This window comes from Egibacter rhizosphaerae, from assembly GCF_004322855.1.
Lineage (GTDB): Bacteria > Actinomycetota > Nitriliruptoria > Euzebyales > Egibacteraceae > Egibacter > Egibacter rhizosphaerae.
In genome coordinates, this window is sequence record NZ_CP036402.1 from 1,061,567 (window position 1) to 1,084,830 (window position 23,264).

Below are 23,264 nucleotides of genomic sequence, written 5' to 3' on the forward strand. Positions count from 1 at the left end.
GCGTCAGACGTCGGTGAGCAGAAGGAGCAGATGGGCGACGGGCAACGCGAACAAGATCGCGTCGACGCGGTCCATGATGCCACCGTGACCGGGCAACACCCGACCGAGGTCCTTCACGCCGAGGTCGCGCTTGACGAGGGACTCGAGCAGGTCGCCGACCGTCGCGGCGGGAACGATCCCGGCGCCGAGCAGCAGCGCGGTCGGCAGATCGAACCCCGGTAGCCGGGCGGTCACGAAACCCGCGAGCAGCAGCACCACCGCGAGCCCGCCGGCCGCGCCCTCCCACGTCTTGCCGGGACTGATGCGCGGGGCGAGCCGGTGGCGCCCGAACCCCACCCCGAACCCGTACGCGCCGATGTCGTAGGAGACGGTCAGGGCGATCACGGCCAGCACCACCCAGAACCCGTGCTCACGACCCGCCAGCAGCCCGATGAAGCTGCCGAGGAACGGAACCCACAGCCCCATGAGCACCGTGGCACCGATGCTCGACACCGATCGCCGTGACGGCCCCGGGGTGGGCGTCCTCCCAGGGGCCCGCCCACCGTCCGCGTGGTCCGTACCACCGTTCCCGGCCTCGAACAGCGGGGCCAGCGCCGCGCCGAGGACGAGGAGGACGAGTCCCACGACCTGTCCCAGCGGGCCGAGCGCCAACGCCCCGAACAGCATGACCAGCCCCGCGGCGGCGGCCACCCACGTCGCGGGCCGCAAGCCGGCGTCGACGAACGCTCCGTCGAGTTCGGCCAGTGCGATCACGACGATGACCGCGACGAGCACCAGCAGCGCCCACGGGCTCCACCACACCGAGCCGACGAACAGCCCTGCCAGCGCGAGCCCGGAGACGATGGCTACCGGGAGGTTGCGGCCCGTGCGTCGCTTCCCCGGCTCGGCGCCGGGTTGCGATTCGGGCGTGGGGTCGGGCCCTGAGGGGGACATGCGCGACGTCGAGGATCGTCGACCCGGTGACCGTCGGGGAACGCTGACGCTCCCTCGGCCGGCGACCGGCTAGACCTCGAGCAGCTCCTGCTCCTTGTTCTGGGCCACCTGATCGATCTCCCCCACGTACTTGTCGGTCAAGCCCTGGAGCCGCTTCTCGAGCCGCTGGTGCTCGTCCTCCGGCAGGTCCCCCTCGTTGACGAGCGTGCCCAGTTCGCTCTTGGCCTGCCGCCGCACGTTGCGGACCGCGACTCGACCCTCCTCGGCGCGTTCCCGCACGAGCCGCACGTACTGCTTGCGTCGCTCCTCGGTGAGCTCGGGGAACACGACGCGGATCACCTTGCCGTCGTTGTTCGGGTTCAGGCCGAGGTCAGCGTTCGTGATGGCCTTCTCGATCTCCTTGAGGGCGCTCTGGTCGAACGGGTTGACGAGCAGGACTCGGGGCTCGGGGACGCTCACCCCCGCCAGCTGCTGCAGGGGTGTCTTCGTGCCGTAGTACTCGACCGGCAGGTCGGCGATGAGCCCGGGGTTGGCTCGCCCGGTACGGATCTTCGCGACCTCGTCCTTGGCGTGCTGCACCGCCTGACGCATCTTCTTCTCGGCCTCGTTGAGGATCTCCTCACTCACGGCTCTCGCTCCTTCTGTTCGGCCTCGCGGTGCAACGAAAACACCGATGATCGCCTACCCGGTCAGCTCCCCCTCGGCGGACGCCGACTCGGGCCCCGCATGCACGATTGTGCCGATGGGCTGACCGTCCACCACCCGCCAGATGTTGCCCTCGCGCAGGAGCTCGAAGACGATGATCGGCAGGCGATTGTCCATGCACAGGCTGATGGCGGTCGCGTCCATGACCTTCAACCCGTGCGAGAGCACGTCGAGGTACGTGAGGTCGCTGTAGCGGGTGGCCTCGGGGGCGCCGTGCGGATCACGGTCGTAGACGCCGTCGACGCCGGTACCCTTCAGGATCGCCTCCGCTCCGATCTCGAGAGCACGCTGCGCGGCCGCCGTGTCGGTCGTGAAGTACGGGGCGCCGAGGCCGGCGGCGAAGATCACCACCCGCCCCTTCTGGAGGTGGCGGATGGCACGACGGCGGATGTAGGGCTCGGCGACCTCCTGCATCCCGATCGCGGAGAGGACGCGCGTGTCGACGCCCTGCTTCTCGATGGCATCCTGCAGGCTCAGCGCGTTGATGACCGTGGCGAGCATCCCCATGTTGTCGGCGCTCGAGCGGTCCATGCCGGCCGCCTGGGGACTCGTCCCGCGGAAGATGTTGCCGCCACCGACGCTGACACCGATCTCCACACCCCGCCCGGCCACCTCGACGAGCTGTGCGGCGATGGAGTTCACGATCTGCGGACTGATCGAATTGTCGTCGTCAGCGAACTTCTCCCCCGAAAGCTTCAGCAGGACTCGGCGGTAGCGCGGTCCGTCGCTCACTCGCGGCTCCTCGCATCGTTCGCCCGCACCCGATCCTAGACGTCGTGACCCGCGCCGTGCGCCGCTGCGGGGTGGCAGGGCGCCGACACCCCCGGCCAGGCGCCGACACCCCTGGCTAGACGCCGACACCCCTGGCTAGGCGCCGACACCCCTGGCTGATATGACCTGCCGGTAGCGGTTCCATGGGTTTCGCCTCCGGAGGTGTCAGAAGGGACCCGCACAGGTTCCGAGGGTCGGGCGTTGTCGCGCCTGGTTCTCCTGACACCACCGGGAGGTGGGCTTGATGATGCACATGCATGGTATTCGAGCGCAGCAACTTTCGGCGCGGACGGTCGGCGTGGGGTTGGATCGGCTGGTGGCGGTGCCGGTGGATGTGGGCAAGTCGGCGGCGATGGCGATGGTGGTCGACTTCTCGGGTCGGCGGCTGGCCGCGCCGTTCGAGTTCGCTCTCGACCGGTCGGGGGTGGCGGGGTTCGTCGCTCGGGTCGAGCGGGTTCTGCCGGCGGAGACGGCGTTGGTGCGGGTGGGGGTGGAGGCGTGCGGGCACTACCACCGGCCGCTGGTCGCCTCGAGGGTGCTGCCCGGGCACTGGCAGCTGGTGGAGCACAACCCGGCGTGGGTGTCAGCCCAGCGGCGGGTCAACGGCACGGGTCGGACCAAGACCGACCCGATCGACTTGACCGCGATCGCGGATCTGCTGCTGGCCGGCCGCGGCTACGAGGTGGCCGTCGGTGATGAGCTGCTGGTCGAGCTGAGCGCGTGGGCGGCGCATCGCCGCCGGCGGGTGCAGGCCCGCTCGGCGGTCAAGAACCAGCTGACCGGTCAGCTGGACCGCTGCTTTCCCGGGCTGGGCGCGAGTCTGTCGAGCGTGCTGGGCACCAAGGTCGGCCGCCTTGTCGCGGCCGAGTTCTCAGACCCCGATCGGCTCGCCCGGCTCGGCGTGGCCCGCTTCCGGGCGTTCGCGGCGCGCCGCGACGTGCGCGTGAGCGTGGCGCTGGCCGAGCGCCTCGTGGCCGCGGCCCGCGACGCGCTGCCCACGCCCGACGCGGCGGTGGCCCGTCAGGTCCTGGCCGCCGATCTGGCGCTGCTCGACGGCCTGGACGGCCAACTCGCCGAGGTCGACGCGCGCATCGACGCGCTCGTGCCCGCCACCCGCTACCGCGTGCTGACGTCGGGGCCGGGCTGGGGGGCGGTCCGCGCGGCCGGCTACGCCGCCGGCGTCGGCGACCCGGCACGCTGGCCCTCGCACCGGCAGGTGTACCGCGCCGCCGGGCTGAACCCCGCCCAGTACGAGTCCGCCGGTCGACGGCGTGACAGCGGCATCAGCCGGGAGGGATCGGTGCCGCTGCGCCGGGCGATCCTCGACCTCGGCGTGGGCCTGTGGCACCAAGATCCCGCCGCCCGCCGCTACGCCGCCGGGCTGCGCGAGCGCGGCAAGCCCGGCGCGATCATCGCCACCGCCCTGGCCCGCCGGGCGAACAAGATCGCCTTCGCGATGGTCCGCGACCAGACGCTGTACGACCCCGCCTGCTGGGCCAGCAAGGAGTAGGACACCGGACCCTTCCCATCCGCGGTCGATCGTGCGAGGCTCGCGGACAGGAAGGCCGGATCAGACGTCGTACCGGCTATGGCGGACTCGTTCGCGGGTCACGCCGCTCCTAGCTTGACGCCCGGCCTTCCACCCGTCTCAGAGCCCGAACGAAGCCAGCTGACCCCACCCTCAGTGGAGGTCGCATAGATCAGCGTGGGCCTACGGCCCCGCCGACCTCGCACCCCACCGCCACACAAGCATCCCGCCAGCCCCCGCGCACACCGGGGGCTGCCAAGGATGTCGTACACGATGCTTGACAAGACCTACGGCCAGCTAGGCGCCGACCTGGAAGCGGGTGAACCGGCCCACGGTGATCTTCTCTCCGGTCGTGCGCTGGAACTCCTCGAGGAGTTCGCGAATCGTGCGCGAGTCGTCGCGGACGAACGGCTGATTGAGCAGCACCTTCTCCTTGTAGAAGGCCTGCAGCTTGCCCTCGACGATCTTGTCGACGATGTGCTCGGGCTTGCCCTCGTCGATCGCCTGCTTGCGGGCGAACTCGCGCTCCTCCTCCAGCGTCGCCTCGTCGACGTCGTCCTCGCTCACCACGACCGGGCGCATGGCGGCGATGTGCAGAGCGACGTCGTTCGCGAGCTCCTGGAAACCCTCGTGCTTGGCCACGAAGTCCGTCTCGCAGTTGAGCTCCAGAAGGACCCCCACCTTCGGGGGCATGCCCGGCGTGGGGCGGTGCAAGTAGGTGTGCACGAGCCCCTCCTCGGCGCTGCGCTCGCCGGCTCGGTCGGCCATCTTCGCACCGGTGCGCTCACGGACGAGCTTCGCCGCCTCGTCGAAGTCCCCCTCGGCGTCCGTCAGGGCCTTCTTGCAGTCCATCATCCCGGCCCCGGTAGCTTCCCGGAGCCGCTTCACATCCGCGGCGCTGAACTCGGGCACTGGTCGTCCTCCCTCTGGTTCGTGCGATCCGCCCCATCAGCAGCGGCCGGCGCAGGGCCACGGCAGGCGGGGCCGGCGGTCACTCGAGCACGGGGCTCGGAAGCTTCGTCACTGGGCGCGCTCGTCCTCGGCGGCGGGGACGGCCTCGTCCTCGGACTCCGGCTCGCCGCTGGTGTGCACGGCCTCGGCCTCGTCCTGGGTGGAGTCGGCGCCGGCCTGGGCAGCCGCCGCCGCGGCCTCCTCCCGCTGCAGGGCGATCTCCCACTCGGCGAGCGGCTCGGCCTCCGAAGCGGCCTCGGGAGCACCCGTGGCGGCGACCGCCGCCTGCTCGGCCACGACGTCGTCGGGGCTACGCGCCGCACGCTGCTGGTGACCCTCGGCACAGGCATCGGCGATGAGCTTCGTGAGGAGCGAACCGGAGCGAATCGCGTCGTCGTTGCCCGGGATCGGGTACTGGACCTCGTCGGGATCGCAGTTGGAGTCGAGGATCCCGACGACCGGGATGCCGAGGCGGTTCGCCTCCTTGACCGCGATGTGCTCCTTCACGGTGTCAACCACCCACAAGGCGCTGGGCAGCCGGGACATGTTCCGGATACCGCCGAGGTTGGCGAGCAGCTTGTCGTACTCGCGCTGCAGCTGCAGGCCCTCCTTCTTGGGGAGACGCTCCATGGTCTCGCTGCCGATGAGCTCCTCGAGCTCCCGGAGTCGGGCGAGACGCGTCTTGATCGTCTCGAAGTTGGTCAGCATCCCGCCGAGCCAGCGGTAGTTGACGTAGGGCATCGATACCCGCTGGGCCTGGGTCTCGATGGGCTCCTGGGCCTGCTTCTTCGTCCCGACGAACAGCACGTTGCCGCCCTTGGCGACCTGATCGCGGACGAATCCGTACGAACGCTCCAGCATCGCGATGGTCTGCTGGATGTCGATGATGTAGATGCCGTTGCGCTCCCCGAGGATGTAGCGCTCCATCTTGGGGTTCCAACGGCGCGTCTGGTGACCGAAATGGACTCCGGCCTCCAGCAGCTCGCGCATGGACACGACCGACATGTGGGCTCCTTCGCGGTTGGTCCTCGCGCGACGACGGCCATGGGTGGTCGGGTCCCACGGCGATCCGGCCAGCCGGAAACCGGGTCATCCCGGTCCGGCACCGCGGCCGCGCTCGTCAGCGCTGTGGTTTCGGGTTCTCGAGCGCGCGTGCGCACATCGATGGACCGACGCGTCGCGCCGGTCGAGCGGCAAGCCTAGCGCGTCACGGGAGCCACGGCGACCGTCCCCTCGGCGGTGGGGACCAGGCTCGGTGGGGACCAGGCTCGGCGGTCGAGACCAGGCTCGGCGGTCGAGACCAGGCTCGGCGGTCGAGACCAGGCTCGGCGGTCGGGACCAGGCTCGGTGGGGACCAGCCGGGGCTGCCACCGGCCGAGGAGTCCGAGGGGGTCGAGGTACGCACCGTTCCTGCGAGCCCCCCAGTGCAGTTCGCCGGAGCCGGGCGCGAGATTCCCGAGGGTGTCACCCCTCGCCACCCGGGTGCCCTCCGTGACCGCGATAGGCTCGACCGGGCCGTAGGTCGTGTCGAGCCCGCCTCCGTGATCGACCGTCACCCAGCCCGTCCCGGCGACCGGCCCGGCCCAGGTGACCGTGCCCTGCAAGGCAGCCCGGATCGGCTCACCCGGGTCCGCCGCGAGCGCGACGCCACGGTGGCCCGGACCGTACGGGTCGGCCGGCGGCTCGAAACCTCGGAGCACTTCGCCGTCCACCGGAGGGCGGGCTCCGCCGCTGACCTCGGCGTCGAACCGGTCCGCCACGACCTGATCGCCCGCAACCACCGTCGACGCCGACGCTCCCAGCACGAGTGCGAGGCCGAGCGCGAGGCCCACCCGAGTCAGGACGCGGGCGAGCGAACGAGGTGCGGATCGGTGAGTGGGCATGGGGTGACGATACGAGCGCCGCCGCCGCGCTCGGCGACACATGGCCCTCGGGCCTGTGGACGCGGACCGGTACGCACCACCGGCCGCGGGGCTGACCGCGTGAACAGGTGACCGGTCGCGTCACAGCTGACCGGGGATCGGCCGCGGGTCAGCCGCGGGTCTTCTCGGCGAGCTTGGTACGGAGCCCGAGCACGGACTTGGTGTGGATCTGGCAGACCCGCGACTCGGTGACACCGAGGATCTCGCCGACCTGGGCGAGGGTCATGCCCTCGAAGTAGTAGAGCACGATCACGGTGCGTTCACGCTCGGGCAGCGTGTCAACGGTCTCCTGCAGCAGTCCTCGCAGGGTGGCGTCCTGCAGGGCGTGCTCGGGATCGGGAATGCGCGGATCCTGCAGGGTGTCGACCAGCGCCTGGCGTTCACCCTCCTCGCCCGGCAGGGTCTCCTCGAGCGCCACGACCGAGGTGAGCGAGACCTGCGCCAGCGTCTGCTGCAACTCGTCGATGTCCAGGCCCAGCTCGTGCGCGAGCTCGTCCTCGGTGGGTGTCCGGTGCAGCCGATGCTCCAGGGCAGTGAGGGCCTTCTCCACACCGCGAGCCTTGGTCCGCACGCTGCGCGGCACCCAGTCGACGCTGCGCAACTCGTCGATGATGGCGCCCTTGATGCGCGAGATCGCGTAGGTCTCGAACTTGACCCGCTTGTCGAGATCGAACTTCTCGATCGCGTCGATCAGGCCGAACATGCCGTACGAAGTCAGGTCCGCTTGCTCGATCGACGGTGGCAACCCCACGGAGACCCTGCCCGCCACGTACTTCACGAGCGGGGCGTACTGCAGGATGAGTCGTTCGCGAGCGGTCCGGTCACCGGTCTGCTTGTACTGACGCCACAGCTCGACGACACGGGGGTCCTGAGAGGCCACGCCCTCTCGGCGGTCGGTGCCCTCGGCAGGCGCTTCGCTCGCCGTCGACGACGACGATGGGTGGGGGGAACGCGACGAACTCACGAGGTCACGTCAGTCGAAGTCGGTCGCAGTAGGCGCCGAAGCATCGCGAATCCCGTCAGGCCCGAGGATGAGCGTGCTCATAAGACCTCCGCAGATGCTCACTCGTTACATGAGTGTAGGTTTGGGTCGTGGAGAGAGCAACGTGTCCGAGGAGCTCCTGGACGCTGCGGACATCCGCTCCCCCCTCGAGCAGGTGGGTCGCGTAGCTGTGACGCAGCGTGTGGGGGGTCACGTGGGGCAGGCCGACCGCGGCACCGGTGCGCGCAACCACCGCCCGCGCCTCGCGGTCGGAGAGGCGCCCGCCGCGGGACCCGAGGAACAGCGCGGGCTCGACGGCGCGATGATCCCCGCGCCCGGCTTCGGCCAACCGCCGCGCTCGCCCGTCGGCGATCCACCGTTCCAGCGCCTCGCAGGCCGGCTCGCCCAGCGGCACGCGCCGATGCTTGTCGCCCTTGCCGTGCAGGCGAACCGCGCCGCGGGCGAGATCAACCGCGTCCACGTCGAGGCCGACCGCTTCGCTCACCCGCGCTCCGCTCGCGTAGAGCAGCTCCAGCAGCGCACGATCACGCTGGCCCCCCGGACTGCTCGCGTCGGGGGCTGCGAGCAGGCGGGCGACGTCGGCCGGCCGCAGCACTCTCGGGAGCGCGCGCGCTCCTCGTGGCATCGCGAGGCGTACCGCGGGGTTATGGTCGATCCTCCCGCGTGCCGCGAGGACCCCGAACAGGCGGCGCAACGTCGAGGTCTTGCGCTGCACCGAGGCCCGCGCGTAACCGTGCGCGTCGAGTGCCGCCAGGTAGCGCCGCAGGACCAGCGGCTCGACCTCTCCGGGCTCCTCGATCCCGAACGCCCCGCAGAACGCGGCGAACTGGCGGGCGTCGGCCACGTACGCGGCCACCGATCGCAAGGCGAGCCCGCGTTCGTCGCGAAGATGCCCACCGAGCACCTCGATCGCGGCCTCCCACGCCGGGGGCAGCGCCGTGTCGGCGTGGGGGCGGGAGGTCGGCTGCGGGGCGGTCACCGGACGATTCCTTCGTTGGTCGCATCCCTGGTTGCGTCCGTCCAGCCTCGCAGGCCAGTACGCCCGACCCAAGGAGGAGCGGCTCGCGGCGACCGAAACGCGGCCCCGCCCCGCGGCAGACGCGGCGCCCCGGTGGCCTCCGCCGGTACGCTCAGGGTACGATGAGCAGCTCGTCCGAGCCCCGTGCACGCCCCGAGTCGAGGGGTTCCCCGGACGTCGGTCCGCCACAGGCCGCCCCGCACCGCCGGCGCTGGCTGGTGCTCGGCGGCGTCCTCGTCGCGGTCGCCCTGGGGGTCGCCCTGTTCCTGCTGGTCCGCCAGTCCCCGGGAGCGCAGCTCGGTGCCGCCATCGACAACACCCTCGAGCAGGGCACTGCCCGCACCGAGATCACGGGCACGGTCACCGACGTGCCGATCGTCGACGAGGTCACGCTCACCGTCGCCGAGGGCGAACTCGACCTCGACGGGCAGCGGGCGCTACTCGAACGGGAGCTCCCGCTGGTCTCGGATCTGAACGTGCCCGGCATCGGCGCGGTCAGTGATGTCGAGGTCCTGTTCGCTGACGGTGGGGCCTGGGCGCGCGTCCCGGTCGACCAGCTCGGGTGGGTGCAGGTCCGCGCTCCCGACGAGGCGGCGACCGCGCGGATCGCGGAGGAGGAGACCGAGGTGGCACCCGGTCTCGGCAACCCACTGGGGGCCTTCGCCCTGCTGCGGGCGATCGAGACGAGCCCCGAGGAGATCGCCGCGGACGAGGTGGAGGAGATCGACGGCGAGAACGGGACCCGCTTTCGCGTCCTCGCGGACTTGGACGCGCTCGAGCGACAACTCGGCGACGAGGCGGAGGGGCTCGTGGACGCCGCCCGCCGCATCGCCCGGGACGACCACCTCGTGATCGACCTCTGGGTCGATGACCAGCAGCGGATCGAGCGCATCACCTACGAGGGCACGGTCGACCTCGCGGGTGTCACCGAGGTCGACATCGAGACCGAGATGCGGTTGTTCGACTTCGGCGCAACGGTCGACGTGGAGCGTCCCGACGAGGAGGATGTCCTCGCCGTGGACCAACTTCCCGAGCTCGACTTCGATCTCGAGGACCTCGACCCGCTCGGGACGCTGCGTCGCTGGATCGAAGAGCTGCCGCTGCCGTAGCCGTCCGTCAGCGCGCCACGATCCCTTGCGCGGTGCGTTCCGCGAAGCCCTCGGTGACCAGCCGGGCCACGGCGCCGAGGACCTCGGCCGCCATGCGACCGGTCGCCCGTACGAGCGCATCGGGGTCGGTCGGCGCGGCACCGAGCAGGTCCCACACCTCGCGAGCGAGCGCGTCCCGCGGTGGCGCGCGACGGGCCGGGGTCTCATCGCCTTCCGGGCCGACGTGGCCGTGCTCGGGTACCTGAACCCCGGACAGCACGTCGTCCGGACACGTCACGGGGATCGCGCCGTCGCGGAGCAGCTCGTTCGGAGCGGCACTGGCCGCCGAGAGCGGGGATCCCGGAACCGCGTACACCTCCCGTCCCTGCTCGGCCGCGCGCTGGGCCGTGGCCAGCGCCCCACTGCGCGACCGCCCCTCGACCACGACCGTCGCGTCGGTCATGCCAGCGATGATGCGGTTGCGGGCGAGGAACTGCCACGCGCGCGGCCGACAGCCACAAGGCAGCTCGGTGACGAGGCCCCCGGCGGCCGCGACCCGGGCGCGCAGTGGACCGTCCCCACGCGGGTAGTCGACGTCGAGGCCCGCTCCGAGCACCCCCACGGTCGCGCCGCCGGCCGCGAGCGCTCCCTCGTGGGCCGCCTGGTCGATCCCGCGCGCGAGCCCCGATACGACCGTGACGGCCGCCCGGGCAAGGACCCGACCGATCCACCGAGCCATGTCGATACCGGCGGCGGTCGGGGTGCGCGTGCCCACGACCGCGACGGCCGGGCCCTGCGGCAGATCGCCCGTGTCCCGGTCGACCCGCGTGAACAGCCACAGCGGGGCGCCCCCGTCGGGCCACAGCGTCGCGAGGCGCGCGGGGTAACCGGGCGCGCCGACGAGCTCGACGCGCCCGCCGATCCCGCGTAGGGCATCGACGGCCGCCGGTGCCGGGAGCGGGCTGCCACGGCGACGCTCGAGCGCGGCCAGCACGGCCTCGGCCTCGGCGGTGCCCCCCAGCCGAGCCGCGACGCGGCTGACCTCGCCACTCGTCACTCCGGCCTCCGCGAGCCGCAGCGCACGCTCGGCGAGCTCGTGGGGCACTCCGGGTCCGGCGATCACCGGTCGGCCCCCTCGACGGCGAGCAGTGCGAGCCGGTGGCCGAGGGCCTCGTCGACATCCGCGCGGTCCATGCGGTCACGACCGTCGAGGTCGGCCAACGTCCGGGCGACGCGCAACGCCCGGTCGTGTCCCCGACCCGTCAGCACTCCGGCGTCCACGGCCTGAGCCAGGCCCTGGCGCGCTCCCGTCCCACAGCTGGCACGCAGCAGGGCGATCGGCGCGTCCGCGTTCGCCGTGGCGCTCCGTTCCTCCGCGGTCCGTCGCGCCGCGGCCACCCGCTCCGCGACCTCAGCCGATCGCTCCGCGGGATGGTCGGTCAGTACGTCGTCGGCGGCCAGCCGTCGCACCGCGGGAGCCAGATCGAGTCGGTCGACCAGCGGGCCCGAGAGACGCTGACGGTACCGCTGCAGGTCCTGCACCGAGCACCGGCAGCCGTCGGCCGAGCCGCACGGACACGGGTTCGTCGCGGCGATGAGTTGGAAGGCAGCCGGGTAGCGGACGGTCGCCCGCGATCGAGCGACGCGCACGACCCCTTCCTGCAGCGGCTCGCGCAACCCGTCGAGCAACCGGCGCGGCCACTCGAGCAGCTCGTCCACGAGGAGTGCGCCCCGGTGCGCCAGACTGACCTCTCCGGGGCGGGCGATGCCACTGCCACCCCCCAGCAGTGCCGCCTGTGTCGTGCCGTGGTGCGGGGCGCGGAAGGGCGGGCGCGTGTCGAGCACCGCGGCGCGTCCCGGATCGAGGAGTCCGGCGACCGACCGGATCGCCGCGAGCTGCAACGCCGCATCGGCGTCGAGCGACGGCAGCAGGCCCGGGAGGCGTTCGGCCAGCATCGACTTCCCGCAACCGGGTGGCCCGACGAACAGCAGGTGGTGCCCACCGGCGGCCGCGACCTCCAACGCCCTCCTGGCCTCGTGCTGGCCCTGCACGTCGGCCAGATCGGGCACGGGTGGGGGAACGATCGCGGTGGGTTCGGGCGCCCGCCGCGGCGTGCTCCGGCCCCGCAGGACGGCCACCGCCTCGCCGAGGTCGCTGATGGGCACGATCTCCGCGGATCCCCCGGAGACGGCGGCCTCGGCGGCGTCATCGTCGGCGACGAGCAGACGGTCGCCCGACTCGAGTGCCGCGAGGCTCGGCAGCACGCCGGGCACGGAGCGCACCGCCCCGTCGAGTGCCAACTCGCCGAGCAGTACGACCCCCTCGAGGGCGGCCGGGGGCAGGACCTCGAGGCGGGCGAGGACGGCCACCGCGAGCGCGAGGTCGAAGCGCGCCCCCACCTTGGGGAGCTCGGCGGGCGCCAGCGAGGTCAGGACCTTGCGTGCCCCGACCGGGCAGCCGGCCGCGGCGAGGGCGGCCCGGACCCGGTCGGCCGCCTCACGGCCCGCGCTGCCGCTCGCCCCGAGGACGGAGAAGCCGGGCAGACCCTGCGTCACCTCGGCCTCGACGGTGATCGCGTGCGCATCCAGCCCGATGAGCGTCACCGCCCGGGCCCTCGCCACCTTCGCGCCGGAGCTCATGCGACCCCTCGCACGTGCACCACTCGTGCCGAGCCACCCGAGGCCGGCCAGCTGACCGCGATGGCATCGATCCGCACGCCAGGCCACGAGCGGTCGTCCTGAGCGAGCCACGCCGCTGCCAGGCGCCGCAACCGCCGCGCCTTGCGCGCGTCGACCGCCACCAACGGCTCACCGTCGTCGCCCCGCCGCCGCGTCTTGACCTCGCAGACGACCAGCGTCTCGCCGTCGCGGGCCACGAGATCGATCTCCCCGCGGACCTCGTCGTCGGGGCAGCGCCAGTTGCGGTCGAGGACCTCGAGGCCCGCGTCCTGGAGGTGGCGGGTGGCCATGCGCTCGCCGATGCGCCCGAGGCGCGCACGTCGCTGGGTCATGGCCGTAACGTGCCGTGCATGGGGGCCGGACCCACCGGATCGCCCCCTCGACCCTGTGGACGGACGTCAGAAGAGGCCGATGGCCCAGGCCACCGCGACACCGATCACGATGAGCGTGACCACGAGCAACACGATGTCGAAGACCGGGACCTCGTCGTCGGAGAACGGCCAGCGGAACGGCATGCTGCGTCGGCCGAGTGCTATTCGGCGGCGGGCAGGAAGGGCGGCGCCTGCGCGTCCGCCTCGGCGACCCGCTCGACGTTGACGTCCCGGAACGTGAGTGCCTGAACGTGGGAGACGAAGCGGGTCGGTCGGTACATGTCCCACACCCACGCGTCCCGCAGGTCCAGCTCGAAGTAGATCTCGTCGCCCACGTGGCGCGGCGTGACCTCGACCTCGTTCGCGAGGTAGAAGCGCCGCTCGGTCTCGACGACGTACCGGAACATTCGGACCACGTCGCGGTACTCCTGATAGAGCTTGAGCTCCATCTCCGCTTCGTAGCGCTCCAAGTCCTCGCTGCTCATCGCCCTGCGCCTCACCTGTCGGGGTACGGACCCTCGGGTCGGTCGTCTACGGTCCCCCCTCGGCGCCTTGGGCGCTCGGGGAGGCTGGCTCGGACAGGAAGCCGTCCGCGGCGTAGTCGGGGATCTCGAGGGTGGACAGTCGCGAGCCCGGCCAGATCACGACGAAGGCCCGCCCCACCAGATTCTCCTCCGAGATCGTGTCGAGCAGCGCCCGGCTGTCGGACGAGTTGGGTCGGTTGTCGCCCATCATGAAGTACTCGCCCTCGGGCACCTCTTCGGGGCCGAAGTCCACCATGTCGGGCTCCGACAGGTACCCGCCGTCGTCGATCGCGTCCTCGGGCAACGGGTCCCCGTCGATGTAGACCACGCCGTCACGCATCTCGATCGTCTCGCCGGGCATCCCGACGATCCGCTTGATGAAGTCCTTCTCGCCCTCGGGCACGACGCCGAAGCCGCTCGTGATCGTGTCCTGCAGGCGCTCGAGGATCCCGTCGCTCGGAGCCGCGGGACCCCCGTCCTCCTGGGTGAACACCACGATCTCCCCGCGTTCGGGGTCGCGGAACTCGTGCGCCAGCTTGTTGACGAGGACGCGGTCGCCCACCTCGAGCGTGGGGACCATGGACTCCGACGGGATGTAGAAAGCCTGCGCGATGAACGTCTTCAGCAGCAGGGCGAGGACGAACGCGACGACCACCAGGATCGGCAGCTCCGCGAGGAACGAGCCGAGCCCGCGTCGGCGGCCCCCACCGTCGTCGCCGCCGTCCGAAGGCTCGGGCTCACTCGCGGCACCATCGCCGGCGGCGTCGGCCAGCGCGCCCTGGGGGTGCGAGGCGCCCCCCGGCTCGTCGAGCGTGCCAGCTCCCGCGGTGGCCTGGGCGGACGGCACGCCGTGGGCAACCCCCGCCTGGTCCGCGTCGACGTGCGACACGCCGCGCCCGGGGAAGGCGCGGGTTCTGCGGACCGCCGGCTGATCATCGTGGCTCACGCCTCTACAGGCTATCGGTCGAGCGCTTCGCCGGGGTGACGGGTCACCTCACCCATCGGACCGGGTGGGCCCACCGGCACCCGGGCGTCTACGCACGGCTCGACTCGCGACGCTCCGCGATCCGCGCCTGCTTGCCGACGCGGTCGCGGAGGTAGTAGAGCTTCGCGCGCCGCACACGCCCGCGCCGGACTACCTCGATCCGATCGATGACCGGCGCGTGCAGCGGGAAGATGCGCTCCACGCCGACGTTGTTGAAGCTGATCTTGCGCACGGTGAAGGTCTCGCGGACCCCGTCGCCCTTGCGCGCGATGACATCGCCCTCGAACGCCTGGGTCCGGGTGCGACTGCCCTCGGTGACGCGGACGTGCACGCGCACCGTGTCACCGGGTCGGAAATCCGGGATGTCGTCGCGCAGGTGCTCGATGTCGACGAAGTCGGTGGCGTTCACGGCAGGCTCCAAGGGCGCGTCGTCGGATGGCTGAGGGTCGGGCGGGAACGCGGGTGCGCCCGTGCTGCGATGGCGCGCACAGGGTCGGCGTCGCGCATGGCCCGACAGGACAGCTTACGGCGCGACGCTGGCCCAGTCAATCGCCATGATCGCGCGGGCTCGCGGGCCCGTCCCCGTCAGGCGCGTCCGGACCATCGCGGATGGCCCACAGATCCGGGCGCACCGCCCGGGTCCGCGCCTCGGCACGCTCCCGGCGCCAGCGGGCCACGGCTCCGTGGTCGCCGGAGCGCAGCACCTCCGGCACCCGCATCCCTCGTAGCTCCAGCGGACGCGTGTACTGCGGGTACTCGAGCAGGCCCTCGGCGAAGGACTCGTCGGACGCGCTCTCCTCGTTGCCCATGACCCCGGGGAGGAGGCGCGTGACGGCTTCGATCAGGACCGCGGCCGCGACCTCGCCGCCGGCGAGGACGTAGTCCCCGATCGAGACCTCGTCGTGCGCGAGGCCCTCGTGCACGCGCTCGTCGATGCCCTCGTAACGACCGCACAGCAAGAGCAGCGCGCGCTCCCGCGCGAACCCGGCGACCAGTGCCTGGTCGAGGAGCCGCCCGCGCGGCGTCAACACGATCGTGCGGGGACGGGCCTCCACCGCGCCGTACAGGCCCTCCACCGCAGCGAAGAAGGGTTCGGGCTTCAGGACCATGCCCGCACCGCCCCCATAGGGAGGCTCATCCACCGTGCGGTGCCGGTCGGTCGCCCAGTCGCGCAGGTCGTGGGGCTCCACGCTCACGAGGCCTCGGTCGCGGGCACGACCGAGCAGGCTCGCGTCCAGCGGTCCGGCGAACCACTCGGGGAAGAGCGTGAGCACGTCGATGCGCACGGTCACTCACGCTCGGGGGCGTCGGGGTCCAGCAGCCCGGGAACCGGCTGCACGATCACCGGATCGGCGGCGAGGTCCACGAGTTCGTCGACGGCCGGGACGAGCACCTCCCCGCCGTCGTGACGGGCGATCACGAGCAGGTCGTGAGCGGCGCCGTCGCGGACGCCCTCGAGGACGCCGATGGTCTCACCGGCCGCGTCCACGACCTCGCGGCCGAGCACGTCATCGACCCAGTGAGCATCCTCGGCGAGTGGGATGTCGTCGCGGGCAACCGCGAGTGTCGCCCCCCGCAGAGCCTCGGCGGCCTCGCGGTCGGTGACCCCCTCGAAGGCGACGATCGTGCGCCGCCCGTGTGCACGGCTGTCGGCCACGACCAGGGAAGCCCCGTCCGGGAGCCGACACGCGAGTCCGGGCCGAAAGGTCGGGCCGATGTCGGGATCGGGCAGCACGTAGACCTCGCCGTGGAGACCGAACGGCTTGCCGACCGTCCCGACGATCGCGTGGCCGCTCACCGGTCGCGCTACTCGACGATCTCGACCGTGGCGTTCGTGCCGTCTCGGGTGGCGGCGGCCTTGATCATCGTGCGGATGGCCTTCGCGGTGCGTCCGCGCTTGCCGATGACCTTGCCCATGTCCTCCGCGTGAACGCGCAGTTCGAGGACGAGTTGGCCCTCGTCGTCGGTCTCGGTGATCTGCACCTCGTCGGGATGGTCCACGAGGTTGCGGGCGAGGTAGTCCAGAACGTCGACGGCCATCACGACTCCGTGACCTCCGACTCGTCGGTCGAGGCCGCGCCCTCGGCCGCGGTCGCTTGCTCGGCGGACTCCTCGCCCGCCGATTCGGTGGCAGCGGACTTGCTCGCGGCCTGCTGCTCGGCCTCGCGACGCTTGACGGCCTCCGCCTGTGCGGCCTTCGAGGCCTCCTTGCGCTCGTTCCTGGCCGTACGGTCCTTGCCCGGGTCACCGGGGCGGAACTCCTCCCAGACACCGGTGATCCGCAGCAAGCGCTTCACCGCGTCGCTGGGCTGCACCCCGTCGTGGAGCCACGCGAGTGCGCGCTCGTGATTGATCTCGATCGCGGACGGCTCGGCGAGGGGCTGGTAGTAGCCCAGGTCCTCGATGAACCGACCGTCACGCGGCGAGCGCACGTCGGCGACCACCACGCGGTAGAACGGTTGCTTCTTCTTTCCCTCGCGCCGTAGGCGCATCTTGACGGCCATGTGTGCCAAACCTTTCGGGAGACACCCCCGGGCGTGTCGGACCGGCCTCAGCCGGTGCATCGTGCCGCCGGATTCGGTTCCGGCGCGCCCACCTCGGTCCGTGGACGGGTGTGCGGTCCGGGTCGCCGCACGCACGCGAAGCCCGCCGCAGGGCGGGCCGGGGTCGAGGATAGCGCAGGGAAGGATCGACGTGCCACGGCGTCCGGCCGCCCGTGTTCAGCCCCACCACACGACCGCGGTGATCGCCGCGACGAAGCCGGTGAGCAGGCCGACCCCCTCCACCCGGTTGATGCGGCGCCCGGTCGCCAGGAAGCCCCCGGCCACCAGGCAGGCCACCACCATGATGGCCAACGCCCACCCGAACGTCGGCTCGAAGCGGGCCGGCGAGATGAGGGCCGCGACACCGGCCACCGGCAAGGCGTTGAACAGGTTGCTGCCCAGCACGTTGCCGACCACGAGATCGGCCTGCCGGCGCCGAGCCGCGGCCACGGCGGTCACGAGCTCGGGCAAGCTCGTGCCGATCGCGACCACCGTCAGTCCCACCACCGCCTCGGCGATGCCGACCGCTCGAGCGAGGCCGCTGGCGCTGATCACCAGCAGGTGGGCGCCGGCCAGTGTCCCGAGGAGCCCGACCACGGTCATCCAGGCGGCACGGGCACGATGGCCGCGCCATGTCCGCGGCGTGCTCCGTCCGCCCGGCGGTCCTGCACCGTGCTCGGTACCGCCGGTGCCACCAGCAGTCTCGGTGACGTCGGCGGCGAACCGCCCTGACCCTCGATCCGCGACCGCGAACCACGTGAGGAGGCCGAGCGCGGCGATTCCGACGGCGAGGAGTGCCGCCCCCTCGGGGCGACCGACGAAGCCGTCGGCGGCGAGCCCGGCGAGGAGCACGACGCCCACCAGCATCATCGGGACCTCACGCCGCAGGGTGGTGACCGTCGTGGTGACCGGTGAGACCACCGCAGCGGCGCCGAGCACGAGCAGCATGTTGGCGGTGTTCGACCCGACCACGTTGCCGTAGGCCACGCCCGTGGCGTTCTGCGCCGAGCCCAGCGCGCTCACCAGGAACTCCGGCAGACTGGTGCCGAATCCGATCACGACGGCACCGACGACGACCGGCGGGAGGCGCAGGGAGAGGGAGAGACGTGCGGCCCCGACGACGAAGCGGTCGGCGGCGACGGTGAGGAGCACGAGCCCGATAACGATGCCTGTCAGCAACGCGAGCGGGTGATCGAGCACGGTCCCTCCTGCCGGGGCCGGCACCGGGCATCGCGCCAGCCGACGGTACGCTAGCGCACCGCGCGCGGCCCGCTGCGCGATCCGCGCCACCCCGCGTGACGGAGGACCGCCCCGTCTGCGATCCCGAGGAGCCTGCATGGAGCCGATCCCGCAGGAGCGCTTCGGGTACCTGGTCGACGACGCCCTCGACCTGATCCCGGAGGAGCTCGCGGCGCGCTTCGAGAACGTCGCGGTCGTCGTCGAGGACGAACATCCCGAGGAGCCCGAGCTCCTCGGGCTCTACGAGGGCGTACCCATGACCGAGCGCGACAGTTACGGCGGGGTGTTGCCCGACCGGATCGCCATCTACCGCCTGCCGTTGTGCGACCTCGTCGACGACGAGGACGAGTTGGTCGAGGAGATCCGGATCACGGTCATCCACGAGCTGGCGCACCACGTGGGCATCGACGACGAGGAACTCCACCAGTTGGGGTGGGGCTAGTGGCGCGCCGGTGGCACGTACCGGCGCCTCGCGGAGCGATGTTCGGCTGGCCGGGCGCGCTGACCCTGGGGGTGGTCGGCGTCGCGATCGGGTGGGCGTTCACCGGCCGGGTGGTCCTCGGTCTCGTCGCGGGCGTCACGACCGCGCTCGTCTGGTACGGCACCCACCGGCTCGCCGATACGGTCATCTACGACGAGGGGCGGGGTCGAGGCGGCTGAAACGCCGCCGCCGCGGCTGCCCGCCCTCACCGACCCGAGTGCGTCCCCGAGGCCGAGCGTCGGATCGGCAGCCGCGCGGTCGGACCTAGCGCTTCTTGCGCTTCTTCTTCTGCTTCCGCTTCGGGACGTTCTTGTTGTGCCCCTTCGCGGGCGCACCGCCACCTCCACCGCCGCCCGGCAGACCGGCGAGGGCGTTGGGGTCGAGTCCGGCCATCCCGCCGCCCATGCCGCCGCCACCCATCCCCGGGGCTCCTGCTCCCTGCAGCTGCTTCAGGGCCTGCTCCTGCCCGCCTCGGCCCCCCGCCATCTGCTTCATCATCTTGCGCATCTGCTCGTAGCTCTTGAGGAGCTCGTTGACCTCCTGGACCGTGCGTCCGCTGCCCGCCGCGATGCGGCGCTTGCGCCGGGCGTTCAACACGTCGGGTCGGTGCCGCTCGTGCCGGGTCATCGACTGGATGATGGCCTCGACCCGCTTGAGCTGGCTCTCATCGACGTCGGCGTCCTCGAGCTGCTTGCCGACCCCCGGCAACATCCCCAGCACGTTCTGCAGCGGGCCCATCTTGCGGATCTGCTGGAACTGCTCGAGGAAGTCCTCGAGCGTGAAGCTGTCCTCGCTGAGCTTGGTCTCCAGGTCGGCGGCCTGCTCGGCGGTGTAGGCCTCCTCGGCCTTCTCGATGAGCGTCATCACATCGCCCATGCCGAGGATCCGGCCCGCCATGCGGTCGGGATGGAACGCCTCGAACTCCTCGAGCTTCTCGCCCACCGACGCGAACTTGATCGGCCGCCCGGTGACCTCGGCGACCGAGAGGGCCGCGCCGCCGCGGGCGTCGCCGTCAAGCTTCGACAGGATGACCCCGGTGAAGTCGACCGCCTCCTGGAACGCCTTGGCGACGGTGACGGCCTCCTGGCCGATCATCGCGTCGATGACGAACAGCGTCTCCGCGGGCTCGACGGCCTCCCGGATGTCGCTGGCCTGCTGCATCATCGCGTCGTCGACGTTGGTGCGGCCGGCCGTGTCGACGATGACCACCCCGGCCCCGAGGCGCCGAGCCTCGTCGATCGAGCTCCGCGCGACCGCGACCGGGTCGGCGGAAGGGTCGCCGCCGGCCTCCGGGGCGTGGACCGCGACCCCGGCGCGCTCACCGAGCACCTTCAGCTGATCCACCGCCGCGGGGCGCTGCAGGTCGCACGCCGCGAGGAGGGGCGTGCGGCCCTTCTTCTTGAGCTGTGCCGCGAGCTTTCCGGCGGCGGTGGTCTTCCCCGAACCCTGCAGGCCGGCGAGCATGATGACGGCCGGCGAGGCGCTCCCGAGATCGAGCGGCGCGGACTGCTCGCCCAGGATGCGCACGAGCTCCTCGTGCACGATCTTGGTGACCTGCTGGCCCGGGTTGAGTGCCCCCGACACCTCGGTGCCGACCGCCCGCTCCCGCACCCGGGCGACGAACGTCTTGACGACCTTGAAGTTGACGTCGGCTTCGAGGAGGGCGAGACGGATCTCGCGCAGGGTCGCGTCGACCTGTTCCTCGGTAAGCTTGCCGCGGCTTTTGAGGCCGCCGAGTACCGCTTCGAGGCGGTCAGAGAGAGCGTTGAACATCGACCTACCTCACGGGGTCGCGCCGACGGGGGCGCTTGCGGTTGCCGGGACTTGAAGGCGCTGCGCGGCCCTCGAGTCTAGCGCCCCGCGACCACCGCCCCGTCCGAGTCCGAGGTGCCCACAAGGAGCCCCCGTTGCTCGAGCTCGACAGCGTCTTCCAACAGATCGGGATCCTCCTGCTGGTCGCCGCCGCTGCGGGCACGATCGCCTCGCGGCTCAAGCAGCCGCTGATCGTCGCCTTCATCCTCGTCGGCATCCTGGTGGGGCCGGTGGGCTTCGGCGTCGTCCAGGAGACCGAGGCGCTCGACGTCCTCGCGGAGATCGGCATCGCACTCCTGCTGTTCGTGGTCGGTCTGAAGCTCGACCTGCACCTGATCCGCAACGTGGGTCCCGTGGCGCTCGTCGCTGGCCTCGGGCAGGTCGCCTTCACCTCGCTCATCGGGTTCGCGCTCGCGCTGATGCTCGGGTTCGCGGTCGTGCCGGCCGTCTACGTCTCGGTGGCGCTCACGTTCAGCTCCACGATCATCATCGTGAAGCTGCTCACCGAGAAGCAGGAGGTCGAGGAGACCCACGGCAAGATCGCGCTCGGCATCCTCATCGTGCAGGACATCGTCGTCGTGGTCGTCATGATCGCGCTCTCGGCGTTCGGGGAGGCCGGGGAGGCGGCCGCGGCCGGGGAGGTGCTCGTCGAGCTCGGCGTGGTCGGGCTGCGGGCGACGGCCTTCGTCGCGGTGATCGCCCTGCTGATGCGGTTCGTCCTGCCCGGCCTGCTCGAACGGCTGGCCGGCGAGCGCGAGCTCCTCGTCCTGTTCGCGATCGCCTGGGCGGTGGCCCTCGCCGCAGTCGGCGATCTCCTGGGCTTCAGCGAGGAGGTGGGCGCCTTCGTGGCCGGCATCAGCCTGGCCTCCACGGGCTACCGGGAGGCGATCGGGGGACGGCTCGTCTCGGTTCGCGATTTCTTGCTGCTGTTCTTCTTCATCACCCTCGGGGTGCAACTCGACTTCACGGACGCGGGCGGGCAGGTCGGACCCGCGATCGTCCTCAGCCTGTTCGTACTCATCGGCAACCCACTGATCGTCCTCGGGATCATGACGGCGATGGGCTACCGGGCACGTACGGGATTCCTCACCGGCCTGACCGTCGCCCAGATCAGCGAGTTCAGCCTCATCTTCGCCGCGCTCGGCCTGTCGGTCGGGCACATCGGCGAGGAGACCCTCGGGCTCATCACCCTCGTGGGGATCATCACCATCGGACTGTCGACGTACCTCATCCTGTATTCGAAGCAGATCTACGGTCGACTGTCCCCGGTCCTCGACCGGGTCCAGCGGCGAACTCTGCGCGAACGGGACCTCGGCGCGGTCGAGGCGCCCTCGGCCGACGTCGTGCTGCTGGGTCTCGGCCGGTTCGGCGGACGGATCGCCGCCGACCTCGCGGCGCGCGGACACCGCGTCCTGGGCGTGGACGACGACCCCCAGGTCGTGCGGCACGTCACCGAGGAACTCGACCCCGACGTCCCGCAGGGCGACGAGACCGGCTGGGTGCTCCCGAAGTTCGGTGACGCCGCCGACCCGGAGCTGGTCTCGCACCTTCCGCTCGACTCGATCGGGTGGGTCGTGTCGACCGTCCGCGACCTCGATGCGAACCTCACCCTCCTCCAGGCGTTGCGGGAGGCCGGATACCGCGGCCGCGTCGCGCTGACCGCCGCGGTCGAGGAGGACGCCGGCATCCTTCGCGAGGCCGGGCCCGACATCGTCCTGTTCCCGATGCGCGACGCGGCCCACGAGGCGGTCACCCGCCTGCTCGAAACCGAGCTCGAGCTCTGACCCGCGTTCCCTCGGACCACCGCTGGCCCCGCTTCGGGGTCAGTCCGCGGGGGCGGAGTGCACGATCGGGTTGACGAGCAGCCGGGCGCGCCCGATCCGGTCGAGGGCGAAGGTGCGCTCACCCCCCCGCAGGTGGCAGTGACCGACGAGCAGATCGTCGGCGAATCGCCACGGATCGACCGCGCGCTCGGTCGCGGCGCCACCCCGGGACGACGCGAAGTACTCGAGCTGGACCTGGCGCTCCTCCGCGACGGCGCGCGCGAGGATCTCGCGGATCGCGCGGGGGCCGACGGCATCCTCGGACGTCGTCGCGAGCGCGGGGGACCCGGGCGTCACCGCGACCGACGCGTCGTCGGCGAGGCCCACGCCCGCGCGACGCAGCAGGGCGGCGACCTCGTCGGGGGGACGTGAGCTGACCGCGACCGTCGGCGCAACCAGCCGCAGGTCGGTGCCGGCGACCGCGAGGAGGGGGTCGAGCTCCCCCGCCTCGGCGACCACCACACTGCGGGCGGCCTCGACACGGGCCTGCCCGAGGCCAGACCCTCCGTCCTCGGCAGCGGGCAGGTCGAGCGTCTGGGCGAGGAACCCGTCGACGGCGGCGGACTCGGCGCGGACCAGCCCGTCGAGATCCGCATCGACGAGTCCGCGCCGCTGGAGCCAGTCGAGCGGCGGCGGCAACGCCCCACGGCCCCACCAGCCCCGACCCAACAGGGCCTCGACCGTGGCGGACCCCTCCCGGACCAGGGTGACGAACACCTCGCGCGCACCGTCCGGCGCGTCATCGAGCAGGCGACGGACCTCGCCCGGGCTCGCCAGCCACTCCCGCAGGCGTCGCTGAGCCGCGCCACGGTGCGCGGGAGGCTCGTCGTCGCCGAGCAGCCGCAGTGCCTCCCGGGCGTCCGTCACGCTGCGGCGACCCCCATCCAT

General features: G+C 71.8%; 26 protein-coding genes. 5 read left to right on the top strand and 21 right to left on the bottom strand.

Annotated features, from left to right (window positions below; all coding sequences use genetic code 11):
- Positions 1-3: 3 nt before the first annotated feature.
- The 3 genes from ER308_RS04955 to pyrH form a co-directional block, all read right to left on the bottom strand.
- Positions 4-933 (bottom strand): phosphatidate cytidylyltransferase, encoded by a 930-nt coding sequence (locus ER308_RS04955; protein ID WP_131153952.1) that lies wholly within the window; start codon positions 931-933, stop codon positions 4-6.
- A 69-nt stretch (positions 934-1,002) separates the two neighbouring features.
- Positions 1,003-1,560, bottom strand: coding sequence for a ribosome recycling factor (gene frr, locus ER308_RS04960; RefSeq protein WP_131153953.1), 558 nt, complete (start codon positions 1,558-1,560; stop codon positions 1,003-1,005).
- 54 nt (positions 1,561-1,614) lie between these two features.
- Positions 1,615-2,370 (bottom strand): UMP kinase, encoded by a 756-nt coding sequence (gene pyrH, locus ER308_RS04965; protein ID WP_131153954.1) that lies wholly within the window; start codon positions 2,368-2,370, stop codon positions 1,615-1,617.
- Positions 2,371-2,653: 283 nt separating this feature from the next.
- On the opposite strand from pyrH, the gene ER308_RS04970 reads away from it, so the two are divergent.
- A complete protein-coding gene (locus ER308_RS04970) occupies positions 2,654-3,919 on the top strand; it encodes an IS110 family RNA-guided transposase (protein ID WP_205745615.1) in 1,266 nt (421 codons plus the stop codon).
- A gap of 315 nt (positions 3,920-4,234) precedes the next feature.
- Here ER308_RS04970 and ER308_RS04975 read toward each other — a convergent pair whose 3' ends face one another.
- The 5 genes from ER308_RS04975 to ER308_RS04995 all read right to left on the bottom strand — a co-directional run bounded on the left by ER308_RS04975 (position 4,235) and on the right by ER308_RS04995 (position 8,792).
- On the bottom strand, positions 4,235-4,849 hold the full coding sequence (locus tag ER308_RS04975; RefSeq protein WP_240731973.1) for a translation elongation factor Ts: 615 nt from the start codon (positions 4,847-4,849) through the stop codon (positions 4,235-4,237).
- Between the two features lie 108 nt (positions 4,850-4,957).
- Positions 4,958-5,893, bottom strand: a complete 936-nt coding sequence (gene rpsB / locus ER308_RS04980) for a 30S ribosomal protein S2 (RefSeq protein ID WP_131153955.1) — start codon at positions 5,891-5,893, stop codon at positions 4,958-4,960.
- A gap of 194 nt (positions 5,894-6,087) precedes the next feature.
- Positions 6,088-6,771 carry a murein hydrolase activator EnvC family protein gene (locus ER308_RS04985; protein WP_205745911.1) on the bottom strand — a complete coding sequence of 228 codons (684 nt, stop codon included), beginning with the start codon at positions 6,769-6,771 and terminating at the stop codon, positions 6,088-6,090.
- 148 nt (positions 6,772-6,919) lie between these two features.
- Entirely contained in the window at positions 6,920-7,774 is an 855-nt protein-coding gene (gene whiG / locus ER308_RS04990; RefSeq protein WP_420826203.1) for an RNA polymerase sigma factor WhiG, read from the bottom strand.
- Positions 7,775-7,829: 55 nt separating this feature from the next.
- Complete coding sequence (locus ER308_RS04995) at positions 7,830-8,792, bottom strand: tyrosine recombinase XerC (protein ID WP_205745912.1); 963 nt, start codon at positions 8,790-8,792, stop codon at positions 7,830-7,832.
- Between the two features lie 161 nt (positions 8,793-8,953).
- Here ER308_RS04995 and ER308_RS05000 point away from each other — a divergent pair, with 161 nt between their 5' ends.
- On the top strand, positions 8,954-9,940 hold the full coding sequence (locus ER308_RS05000) for a hypothetical protein (protein WP_131153958.1): 987 nt from the start codon (positions 8,954-8,956) through the stop codon (positions 9,938-9,940).
- Positions 9,941-9,947: 7 nt separating this feature from the next.
- On the opposite strand, the gene ER308_RS05005 is transcribed toward ER308_RS05000, so the two are convergent.
- The 11 genes from ER308_RS05005 to ER308_RS05055 all read right to left on the bottom strand — a co-directional run bounded on the left by ER308_RS05005 (position 9,948) and on the right by ER308_RS05055 (position 18,221).
- Positions 9,948-11,042 (bottom strand): DNA-processing protein DprA, encoded by a 1,095-nt coding sequence (locus tag ER308_RS05005; RefSeq protein WP_131153959.1) that lies wholly within the window; start codon positions 11,040-11,042, stop codon positions 9,948-9,950.
- The gene (locus tag ER308_RS05010) at positions 11,039-12,559 is read right to left on the bottom strand and encodes a YifB family Mg chelatase-like AAA ATPase (RefSeq protein WP_131153960.1); all 1,521 of its coding nucleotides are present in this window, start codon (positions 12,557-12,559) and stop codon (positions 11,039-11,041) included. The genes ER308_RS05005 and ER308_RS05010 overlap by 4 nt, the downstream gene beginning before the upstream one ends.
- The gene (locus ER308_RS05015; protein WP_131153961.1) at positions 12,556-12,930 is read right to left on the bottom strand and encodes a YraN family protein; all 375 of its coding nucleotides are present in this window, start codon (positions 12,928-12,930) and stop codon (positions 12,556-12,558) included. The genes ER308_RS05010 and ER308_RS05015 overlap by 4 nt, the downstream gene beginning before the upstream one ends.
- Positions 12,931-13,130: 200 nt before the next feature.
- Positions 13,131-13,454, bottom strand: coding sequence for a DUF2469 family protein (locus ER308_RS05020; protein WP_131153962.1), 324 nt, complete (start codon positions 13,452-13,454; stop codon positions 13,131-13,133).
- Between the two features lie 46 nt (positions 13,455-13,500).
- Positions 13,501-14,439: a signal peptidase I gene (gene lepB / locus ER308_RS05025; protein ID WP_165491832.1), complete on the bottom strand. Its 939-nt coding sequence runs from the start codon at positions 14,437-14,439 to the stop codon at positions 13,501-13,503.
- Positions 14,440-14,527: 88 nt separating this feature from the next.
- The gene (rplS, locus tag ER308_RS05030; protein ID WP_131153964.1) at positions 14,528-14,887 is read right to left on the bottom strand and encodes a 50S ribosomal protein L19; all 360 of its coding nucleotides are present in this window, start codon (positions 14,885-14,887) and stop codon (positions 14,528-14,530) included.
- Positions 14,888-15,023: 136 nt separating this feature from the next.
- Positions 15,024-15,764 (bottom strand): tRNA (guanosine(37)-N1)-methyltransferase TrmD, encoded by a 741-nt coding sequence (trmD, locus tag ER308_RS05035; RefSeq protein ID WP_131153965.1) that lies wholly within the window; start codon positions 15,762-15,764, stop codon positions 15,024-15,026.
- A gap of 2 nt (positions 15,765-15,766) precedes the next feature.
- The gene (gene rimM, locus ER308_RS05040) at positions 15,767-16,276 is read right to left on the bottom strand and encodes a ribosome maturation factor RimM (RefSeq protein WP_131153966.1); all 510 of its coding nucleotides are present in this window, start codon (positions 16,274-16,276) and stop codon (positions 15,767-15,769) included.
- Between the two features lie 8 nt (positions 16,277-16,284).
- Complete coding sequence (locus ER308_RS05045) at positions 16,285-16,518, bottom strand: KH domain-containing protein (protein ID WP_131153967.1); 234 nt, start codon at positions 16,516-16,518, stop codon at positions 16,285-16,287.
- Positions 16,518-16,982, bottom strand: a complete 465-nt coding sequence (rpsP, locus tag ER308_RS22915; protein ID WP_131153968.1) for a 30S ribosomal protein S16 — start codon at positions 16,980-16,982, stop codon at positions 16,518-16,520. Before rpsP ends, ER308_RS05045 begins: the two co-directional genes overlap by 1 nt.
- 216 nt (positions 16,983-17,198) lie before the next feature.
- On the bottom strand, positions 17,199-18,221 hold the full coding sequence (locus ER308_RS05055) for a calcium/sodium antiporter (protein WP_165491833.1): 1,023 nt from the start codon (positions 18,219-18,221) through the stop codon (positions 17,199-17,201).
- A 136-nt stretch (positions 18,222-18,357) separates the two neighbouring features.
- Between ER308_RS05055 and ER308_RS05060 the strand changes: the two genes are divergently transcribed.
- Together ER308_RS05060 and ER308_RS05065 are read left to right on the top strand one after the other, a co-directional pair.
- The gene (locus tag ER308_RS05060) at positions 18,358-18,702 is read left to right on the top strand and encodes a metallopeptidase family protein (RefSeq protein WP_131153970.1); all 345 of its coding nucleotides are present in this window, start codon (positions 18,358-18,360) and stop codon (positions 18,700-18,702) included.
- A 38-nt stretch (positions 18,703-18,740) separates the two neighbouring features.
- Entirely contained in the window at positions 18,741-18,920 is a 180-nt protein-coding gene (locus ER308_RS05065; RefSeq protein ID WP_131153971.1) for a hypothetical protein, read from the top strand.
- Between the two features lie 85 nt (positions 18,921-19,005).
- On the opposite strand, the gene ffh is transcribed toward ER308_RS05065, so the two are convergent.
- The gene (gene ffh, locus ER308_RS05070; protein WP_131153972.1) at positions 19,006-20,514 is read right to left on the bottom strand and encodes a signal recognition particle protein; all 1,509 of its coding nucleotides are present in this window, start codon (positions 20,512-20,514) and stop codon (positions 19,006-19,008) included.
- Positions 20,515-20,648: 134 nt separating this feature from the next.
- Between ffh and ER308_RS05075 the strand changes: the two genes are divergently transcribed.
- Complete coding sequence (locus ER308_RS05075; RefSeq protein WP_131153973.1) at positions 20,649-22,337, top strand: cation:proton antiporter; 1,689 nt, start codon at positions 20,649-20,651, stop codon at positions 22,335-22,337.
- A gap of 39 nt (positions 22,338-22,376) precedes the next feature.
- Here ER308_RS05075 and ER308_RS05080 read toward each other — a convergent pair whose 3' ends face one another.
- Positions 22,377-23,264 (bottom strand): WYL domain-containing protein, encoded by an 888-nt coding sequence (locus ER308_RS05080; RefSeq protein ID WP_131153974.1) that lies wholly within the window; start codon positions 23,262-23,264, stop codon positions 22,377-22,379.

Coding starts and splice junctions, on each gene's coding strand:
- ER308_RS04955 (WP_131153952.1), bottom strand. CDS start 933: ATGTCCCCCTCAGGGCCCGACCCCACGCCCGAATCGCAACCCGGCGCC.
- ER308_RS04970 (WP_205745615.1), top strand. CDS start 2,654: ATGATGCACATGCATGGTATTCGAGCGCAGCAACTTTCGGCGCGGACG.
- rpsB (WP_131153955.1), bottom strand. CDS start 5,893: ATGTCGGTCGTGTCCATGCGCGAGCTGCTGGAGGCCGGAGTCCATTTC.
- ER308_RS04985 (WP_205745911.1), bottom strand. CDS start 6,771: ATGCCCACTCACCGATCCGCACCTCGTTCGCTCGCCCGCGTCCTGACT.
- ER308_RS05000 (WP_131153958.1), top strand. CDS start 8,954: ATGAGCAGCTCGTCCGAGCCCCGTGCACGCCCCGAGTCGAGGGGTTCC.
- ER308_RS05010 (WP_131153960.1), bottom strand. CDS start 12,559: ATGAGCTCCGGCGCGAAGGTGGCGAGGGCCCGGGCGGTGACGCTCATC.
- ER308_RS05015 (WP_131153961.1), bottom strand. CDS start 12,930: ATGACCCAGCGACGTGCGCGCCTCGGGCGCATCGGCGAGCGCATGGCC.
- ER308_RS05020 (WP_131153962.1), bottom strand. CDS start 13,454: ATGAGCAGCGAGGACTTGGAGCGCTACGAAGCGGAGATGGAGCTCAAG.
- ER308_RS05045 (WP_131153967.1), bottom strand. CDS start 16,518: ATGGCCGTCGACGTTCTGGACTACCTCGCCCGCAACCTCGTGGACCAT.
- rpsP (WP_131153968.1), bottom strand. CDS start 16,982: ATGGCCGTCAAGATGCGCCTACGGCGCGAGGGAAAGAAGAAGCAACCG.
- ER308_RS05060 (WP_131153970.1), top strand. CDS start 18,358: ATGGAGCCGATCCCGCAGGAGCGCTTCGGGTACCTGGTCGACGACGCC.
- ER308_RS05065 (WP_131153971.1), top strand. CDS start 18,741: ATGTTCGGCTGGCCGGGCGCGCTGACCCTGGGGGTGGTCGGCGTCGCG.
- ffh (WP_131153972.1), bottom strand. CDS start 20,514: ATGTTCAACGCTCTCTCTGACCGCCTCGAAGCGGTACTCGGCGGCCTC.
- ER308_RS05080 (WP_131153974.1), bottom strand. CDS start 23,264: ATGGATGGGGGTCGCCGCAGCGTGACGGACGCCCGGGAGGCACTGCGG.